The organism is Neisseria sp. P0021.S006, assembly GCF_051956895.1.
This window is the reverse complement of sequence record NZ_JBQCWZ010001103.1, coordinates 1-499: the sequence shown is the minus strand read 5'-3', so window position 1 is coordinate 499 and position 499 is coordinate 1. Positions and strand designations below refer to the sequence as shown.

Here is a 499-nt window from a genome sequence, read left to right as displayed (position 1 = left end):
AGGGAATTGCTTGCGGAGCATTCCATGGTTCAAAGCATGTCGCGAAAGGCGAACTGTTGGGACAATGCGCCGATGGAAAGCTTCTTTGCGGTGTTGAAGACGGAGTGTTTCTATAATGCAGGTGAATTGACGGTAGATGAATTGATGAAGCAGATAGATGACTATATGGATTACTACAACCGGGAGCGTTGCAGTTTGAAATTGAAAAAGCTGAGTCCTGTCGCATACAGAACCCAGCTTGCACAGAGCGCCTGAATAGGCTTTTATGAGTGTCCAAGATTTGGGGGCCAGTTCACTTTTCAGACGACCTTTTTGTTGCCCCTGATTACACGGTTAATGTAAATATCGGTTTCAGATTCGGATAATGCCGCCAAATCGTTTAGAATACGGTTCTAATTGATTCTAATAAAGATACGGCAAGTAATGAACGCACAACGCATATTTTCCCTCTCGCTCAGCCTGATTGCCGCAGCCGTTTTGTCGGCGTGCGTCTCTGAAA

At 45.5% G+C, this 499-nt stretch carries 1 protein-coding gene; it reads left to right on the top strand.

Features of this window, described 5'->3' with window-relative positions; translation table 11 throughout:
* The coding region (locus tag ACTHUM_RS18960) for a transposase (protein WP_440403823.1) at positions 1–255 on the top strand (255 nt) is incomplete at its 5' end.
* Positions 256–499: the final 244 nt, after the last annotated feature.